The following is a 5,778-nucleotide window of genomic DNA, read 5'->3' as shown; positions in this document are numbered from 1 at the left end:
CATGGCGCGCGAGAGGGCCGTCGGGGCCGAATAGGGACGACCGGGGCGCGAAGGCGCCCCTTTTCATCTCGACTGGAAGGGAGGCGCGGGATGGCGAGCGACTACGGGGACGAGGCGGGCGGCAAGCTGCTCGACTGGATGCTGAGGATCGGCCAGGAGGCCGGCGCCGAGGCAATGGCGCGCAGCGCGAGGGAGCTCTCCGAGCGCCTCGCGGGAATCCGCGGGACCATCGCCGGCGGGCGCGCCGAGGAGGTCGCGGCCGACGGCGCGCCGACCTACGCGAAGCTCAGCCTCGAGGAGCTCTCTGGGCTTCCCGAGTACGCGACGATCAAGGAGGTCGTCTCCGACAAGCTGCGCGCCGCGTCGGTCGAGCACCACATCATCCCCGGCGAGGGCCGCGACTGGCTGCTCTTCAAGGTGGAGGACGCCCCCGAGGTCGACGAGGCCTTCCGCCAGCTGGAGCAAGAGACGGGCAAGGCCGCCGATCGCGCGAGGGAGCGGCTCTCCGAGATAGCCGAGAGGCGCCAGGCGCCCGAGCGGCTGGCGGAGCGCGCCGAGCGGGCGCGCGAGGCGTCGAGGGCCCACAGCCAGGGCATCGGCCGGGACCGCGGCCCGCGACATATCGAGGGGCCCGAGAGATGAGGTGGCAGGCGGCGGCCGCGCTGGCCGCGGCGGCGTTCGCCGCGGGAGACTTCGCGGCCGCGGCAATCGCGGCGTCGGGCGCGAGCCCGATCCTCGACCCGGAGGCCGCCATGGCGGCGATCCCCGCGGCGCTCCGCGCGGGGCGCGTCTTCTCCGCGGAGGCGGTTCCCCTGTGCGCCGGGACCGCCTGCGCGTGCGGCGCGCTCCTCGCCTGGGCCCGCTCACTGGGGACCAAGGGGGCCCGGCGCGACGGCGAGGAGCACGGTAGCTCCAGGTGGGCCACGCGCAAGGACATCGCGCCCTTCGGCGACCCCAAGGACCCCGACAACAACATCATCCTCACCGACAACGCGCGCATCCGCCTCGTGAGCCGCAGGTTCGACCTCTCCACCGACACCAACGACAACGTGCTCGTGGTGGGAGGACCCGGCACCGGCAAGACGCGCTACTACGTCAAGCCGAACCTCCTGCAGGCCAACGCCAGCTTCTTCGTGACCGACCCGAAGGGCACGCTCATCCGCGAGATGGGCGGCGCGCTGGCGGAGCTCGGCTACGAGATCCGCGCGTTCGACACCATCGACTTCACGCGCTCCATGCGCTTCAACCCCATAGCCTACATACGCGACGAGGCGGGCGTCATCCGCTTCGCCCGCGGCATCGTCGCCAACACCGAGGGCGACGCCGACCACAAGGGCGACCCCTACTGGGAGAAGGCCGAGCGCCTGGTCTACACCGCGCTCACGGCCTACCTCGTCATGCACTGCGAGCCCGCCGACCGAAACCTCGACGGGCTGCTCACGCTGCTCTCGCTCGCCGACGCCCGCGACGACCCGGGCTACATGAGCCCGCTCGACATGGTGTTCCGCGAGCTGGAGACCGGCGAGCGCTACGTCAGGCGCGGCGGCGCCTCGGCGGAGGGCGGATCGCTGCGCGGCTTTTCCGAGGAGGACGGCGCGTGGGAGTGGGCCAAGGTCCGCGAGCCCGCGCCGCCCGACGACTTCGCGCTCGCGAGCTACCGCGAGTTCCGCGTGGCCGCCGGCGACACCATGAAGTCGATGCTCTCGAGCTGCAACGTCCGCCTGAAGCCGCTTTCCATCCGCGCCGTGCGCGACCTCACCTCCAAAGACGAGCTCGACCTCGCCCACATGGGCGACGAGGGCGCCAAGGTCGCGCTCTTCGCGTCCATGAGCGACACCGACTCGACCTTCGACTTCCTGTTCGCCCTGCTCATGGACACGGCCGTGAGCGCGCTTTGCGCCGAGGCGCTCGAGGCGCACGGCGGCTCGCTGCCCACGACGGTGCACTTCGTCTTCGACGAGTTCGCCAACATCGGGCGCATACCCGACTTCGAGCGGACCATCGCCGTCACCCGCAGCAGGAACATCGCCGTCTCGATGATCGCCCAGTCGCTCTCGCAGCTGAAGGAGACCTACGGCGACAACAACGCCGAGACCATCGTGAACGCCTGCGACACGCTGCTCTACCTGGGCGGCAAGGCGAACGAGACCAACGAGGAGATCAGCAAGATGGCCGGCAAGCAGACGGTGGCGAGCGAGACGCAGAGCGACTCGCGGGGCGCCGGCTGGACCCGGACCGTGAACCGCGGCATCTCCGAGCGCGACCTCATACAGCCCGCCGAGGTGGCGCGCATGCCGCGCGAGGACGCGCTCGTGCTCGTGAACGGGTGCATGCCGCTCATGGACCGGAAGTACCGGCTCGAGCGCCACCCGCGCTCGCGCCTGCTCGAGGAGGCCACGCGCCGCGGCCCGTTCGACTTCGCGGAGTACCGCAGGCGGAAGGACGGCGCCTCGTGACGGGGCCGCGGAGGGCGCGGGCCTCCCCCGCCGCGGGGGAGGAGCAGCAAGGAACATCGTCAACCGAAAGCAAAGGAGAGCAGCATGCTCGCAAACGTCATCAAGCTCGTGTCGGGCTGCGTGACCTTCCTCGGCGGCTTCCTGGTCGTGTGGGGAGCGGTCTCGCTCGGCCTGGCCATCAGGGAGCAGCAGGGCGGCCCGCAGATCGCGACCGCCATTTCCACCATCGCCGGCGGCGCGATCATCATCGCCGCGTCGGTCTACTTCGGGCAGCTGGACACGTCCTGGCTGCCGGCATAGGGGGCGTCGCGGATGGCGCTCCGGATACCGGTGCAGAAGGACATCGGGGAGTACGAGGAGAAGATCGTCGGGAAGATGAGCCTGCGCACGCTCGCATGCGTGTCGCTCGGCTTCGGCAGCGCGGTCGGGGCGGCGGCCTTCGTCCACCTGGGCCTGCGCGCAGACGTCGCGGACGCGGCCTTCCCGATCATGCTCTGCAGCATGCCGTTCTGGCTCGCCGGGTTCTGGCGGCCCTTCGGCATGCGCGCCGAGGAGCTGCTGCCGCTTTTGGCGGCCCACGAGCTCTCCCCGCAGCTGCTCGCGTACGAGCCCTGCCTCGCCGGGAGCCTCCCCGAGGGCTCGCCGCGCCCGGGCCGCCCGGGACGTCGCGCGAGGCGCAGGGCAAGGAAGAAAGGAGCCGAGCTCTATGAGCCGAGCAAGAAGCAACAAGGAGAATAGGCCGAAGCGCCCGAGCACCCTCGGGCTGCTCCTCGGCGGCACGGGCGGGCGCAAGGACGCCTCGAAGGGCGCGGAGGCCGAGCGGCAGAGGCGCCGCCGGGAGCGCGACCGCTCGCGCGAGATGGCCGCCTACGTCGGCTACGACGCCATGTACAGGGACGGCATCGCCCAGGTGATGCCCGGGGTGTTCAGCCAGACGGTCGAGTTCTCCGACATCAGCTACCAGTCCGCGCGCAAGGAGGCGCGCGAGACGGCCTTCACCGTGATGAGCTCGCTGTTCAACTACTTCCCGGCGGACTCCCACGTGCAGCTCCAGGTAGTGAACGCGCCCATCCCCGCCGACGAGGTCGGCCGCAAGGTCTTCTTCGAGCCCGGGGAGCGCGCCACCGCCGGGCTCGCCGAAGAGTACAACCGGATCCTCAACGACAAGATGCGCGAGGGCGTCTCGAACCTCGTGCGCCACCGCTACCTGACCTACGCCGTGGGCGCCGACGACGTCGACGCCGCGGTGCCCAAGCTCGCGCGCATCCGGGGCGACGTGGAGCAGACGCTCGCGCGCATACGCTGCTCGTCGCGCGCCCTCGACGGCGTCGAGAGGCTCGAGCTTTTGCAGGGGCAGCTGCGCCCGGGGTCGCGCTTCGAGTTCTCCTGGGACAAATTGTCCCCGACGTCGGGCGCGCGCACGAAGGACTTCGTCATGCCCTCCACGCTCGACTTCAAGCCCGAGGGCAGGTCCGACTGCTTCCGCAGCGACGGGCGCTACGGCGCGGTGCTCGCGGTGCGCAGCTTCGGGTCGGTCATCGAGGAGACCTACCTCGCCTCCATCATCGACCTGCCGCTGCCGCTCAACGTGACGCTGCACGTGCAGCCCATCGCGCAGAGCGAGGCGCTCGCGCTCGTGAAGCGCCAGATCGACTGGATGGACAAGGAGATCATCGACGAGCAGATGAGCGCCGTGAAGAAGGGCTACGACTACCAGATCCTGCCGCCCGAGCTGCGCTTCTCGAAGGAGGAGGCCGAGGAGCTGCTCGACTTCCTGCGCAACAAGTCCGAGCGCCTGTTCGTCTACACGGGCCTCGTCTACACCTGGGCCGACAGCCTCGAGGAGCTCGACCGCCGCGTCCAGCAGGTGACGAGCGTCGCGCAGGGCTGCACGATCGGCCTCGAGCCGCTCCACTTCCGGCAGCGCCAGGCTCTCAACTCGGTGCTCCCGCTCGGGGACAACCACGTCACCGTGAGCCGCTACCTCACCACGGGGCAGGTGGCCATGCAGATGCCCTTCGCGAGCCAGAGCCTCGACGAGGCGGGCGGAGGCTACTACGGGCAGTCCAGGGAGAGCGGGAACCTGGTGCTGTGCGACCGCAAGCGCCTGGCGAGCCCCATGGGCTTCGTGTGCGGCAAGCCCGGATCGGGCAAGAGCTTCTCGGTGAAGCGCGAGATAACCAACACCGTGCTCGCGCACCCCGAGGACGAGGTCGTGATCTTCGACCCGGCCGGCGAGTACGGCAACCTCGTCGGCGCGCTCGGCGGTGCGAACGTCGAGCTCGCCCCGGGATGCTCGGCGGTGCTCAACCCCCTCGACACCGCCGACGTCGCGGACCGCGCCGACGCCGCCAAGCTCGCGTACAAGACCGACGCGGTGCTCGCGCTCTCGAGCGCGCTCATGGCCGAGGGCCGCGAGGGCCTGCCGGAGCGCGACCGCTCGATCATCGCCCGCTGCGTCGGCGAGGCGTACCGGGAGTGCGCGAGGGACGGCCGCCTGCCCACGCTCGGCGACTTCCACGCGGCGCTGCTCGCTCAGCCCGAGCCCGAGGCCGCCGACATCGCGCTGCGCTACGAGCGCTACGTGAAGGGCGCGTTCTCCTTCTTCAACGGCCAGAGCAACGTGGCGCTCGACAACCGCATCACCAACATCGACATGCACGGCCTCGGCCAGAACATGCGCGTGTTCGGCATGATCACGGCGCTCGAGATGGTGCGCAACCGCGTGATGGTAACGCCGCCGCGCCCCAACTACACCTGGCTCTACATCGACGAGGTGCAGAGCCTCTTCGCGCACCCGACGGTGGTCGAGTACTTCGCCCGCCTGTGGCGCGAGGGGCGCAAGTTCGGCCTCATCTGCACCGGCATCAGCCAGAACACGAGCCACATGCTGGCCAACGCCGAGGCCCGCGACATGGTGCTCAACTCCGAGTTCTTCCTGCTGCACAAGCAGTCCACCGCCGACCTCGACGCATGGGCGGAGATGCTCCAGCTCTCCGCCACGGAGCGCGGCTACATCGGCGACGCCGTCAAGCCCGGCGAGGGCCTGCTCATCAGCGCCGGGATCCGCGTGCCCATCACCGACGACTTCCCGAAAGGCCCGCTCTACGACCTGTGGAACACCAAGCCCGCAGAGGTCGCCGAGCGCGAGATGCGCCGGGCGGCGCGAGAGGCGGAGGAATAGGAATGGCCGGCCCGAGCGAGGGCGGCGGGATGCTCGAGGTGGTCGGGGCGCAGCGCCGCGACGTGCTCACCGCGGGCGACGTCGCGGAGACCGAGCGCGACGCCCTGGGAAACGTCTCGGAGGGTGCCGGCCCGCTCG

The 5,778-nt window shown here is 70.5% G+C and carries 5 protein-coding genes; all 5 read left to right on the top strand.

Annotated elements, in window-relative coordinates:
• The first annotated feature begins 90 nt into the window (after positions 1-90).
• Positions 91-642, top strand: a complete 552-nt coding sequence (locus tag DWZ01_RS10415) for a hypothetical protein (RefSeq protein WP_117848965.1) — start codon at positions 91-93, stop codon at positions 640-642.
• Positions 639-2,456, top strand: coding sequence for a VirD4-like conjugal transfer protein, CD1115 family (locus DWZ01_RS10410; protein ID WP_117848963.1), 1,818 nt, complete (start codon positions 639-641; stop codon positions 2,454-2,456). The genes DWZ01_RS10415 and DWZ01_RS10410 overlap by 4 nt, the downstream gene beginning before the upstream one ends.
• Positions 2,457-2,540: 84 nt before the next feature.
• Positions 2,541-2,756 (top strand): hypothetical protein, encoded by a 216-nt coding sequence (locus tag DWZ01_RS10405; protein WP_006234636.1) that lies wholly within the window; start codon positions 2,541-2,543, stop codon positions 2,754-2,756.
• Between the two features lie 12 nt (positions 2,757-2,768).
• Positions 2,769-3,194 carry a PrgI family protein gene (locus tag DWZ01_RS10400; RefSeq protein WP_099432729.1) on the top strand — a complete coding sequence of 142 codons (426 nt, stop codon included), beginning with the start codon at positions 2,769-2,771 and terminating at the stop codon, positions 3,192-3,194.
• Complete coding sequence (locus tag DWZ01_RS10395; protein ID WP_073293312.1) at positions 3,163-5,640, top strand: VirB4-like conjugal transfer ATPase, CD1110 family; 2,478 nt, start codon at positions 3,163-3,165, stop codon at positions 5,638-5,640. The genes DWZ01_RS10400 and DWZ01_RS10395 overlap by 32 nt, the downstream gene beginning before the upstream one ends.
• Positions 5,641-5,778: the final 138 nt, after the last annotated feature.

This window comes from Collinsella sp. AF28-5AC (assembly GCF_003457875.1).
Lineage (GTDB): Bacteria > Actinomycetota > Coriobacteriia > Coriobacteriales > Coriobacteriaceae > Collinsella.
The sequence above is the reverse complement of the archived record's forward strand: the minus strand, read 5'-3'. Positions and strand labels throughout refer to the sequence as shown.

Coding starts and splice junctions, on each gene's coding strand:
- DWZ01_RS10415 (WP_117848965.1), top strand. CDS start 91: ATGGCGAGCGACTACGGGGACGAGGCGGGCGGCAAGCTGCTCGACTGG.
- DWZ01_RS10410 (WP_117848963.1), top strand. CDS start 639: ATGAGGTGGCAGGCGGCGGCCGCGCTGGCCGCGGCGGCGTTCGCCGCG.
- DWZ01_RS10405 (WP_006234636.1), top strand. CDS start 2,541: ATGCTCGCAAACGTCATCAAGCTCGTGTCGGGCTGCGTGACCTTCCTC.
- DWZ01_RS10400 (WP_099432729.1), top strand. CDS start 2,769: ATGGCGCTCCGGATACCGGTGCAGAAGGACATCGGGGAGTACGAGGAG.
- DWZ01_RS10395 (WP_073293312.1), top strand. CDS start 3,163: ATGAGCCGAGCAAGAAGCAACAAGGAGAATAGGCCGAAGCGCCCGAGC.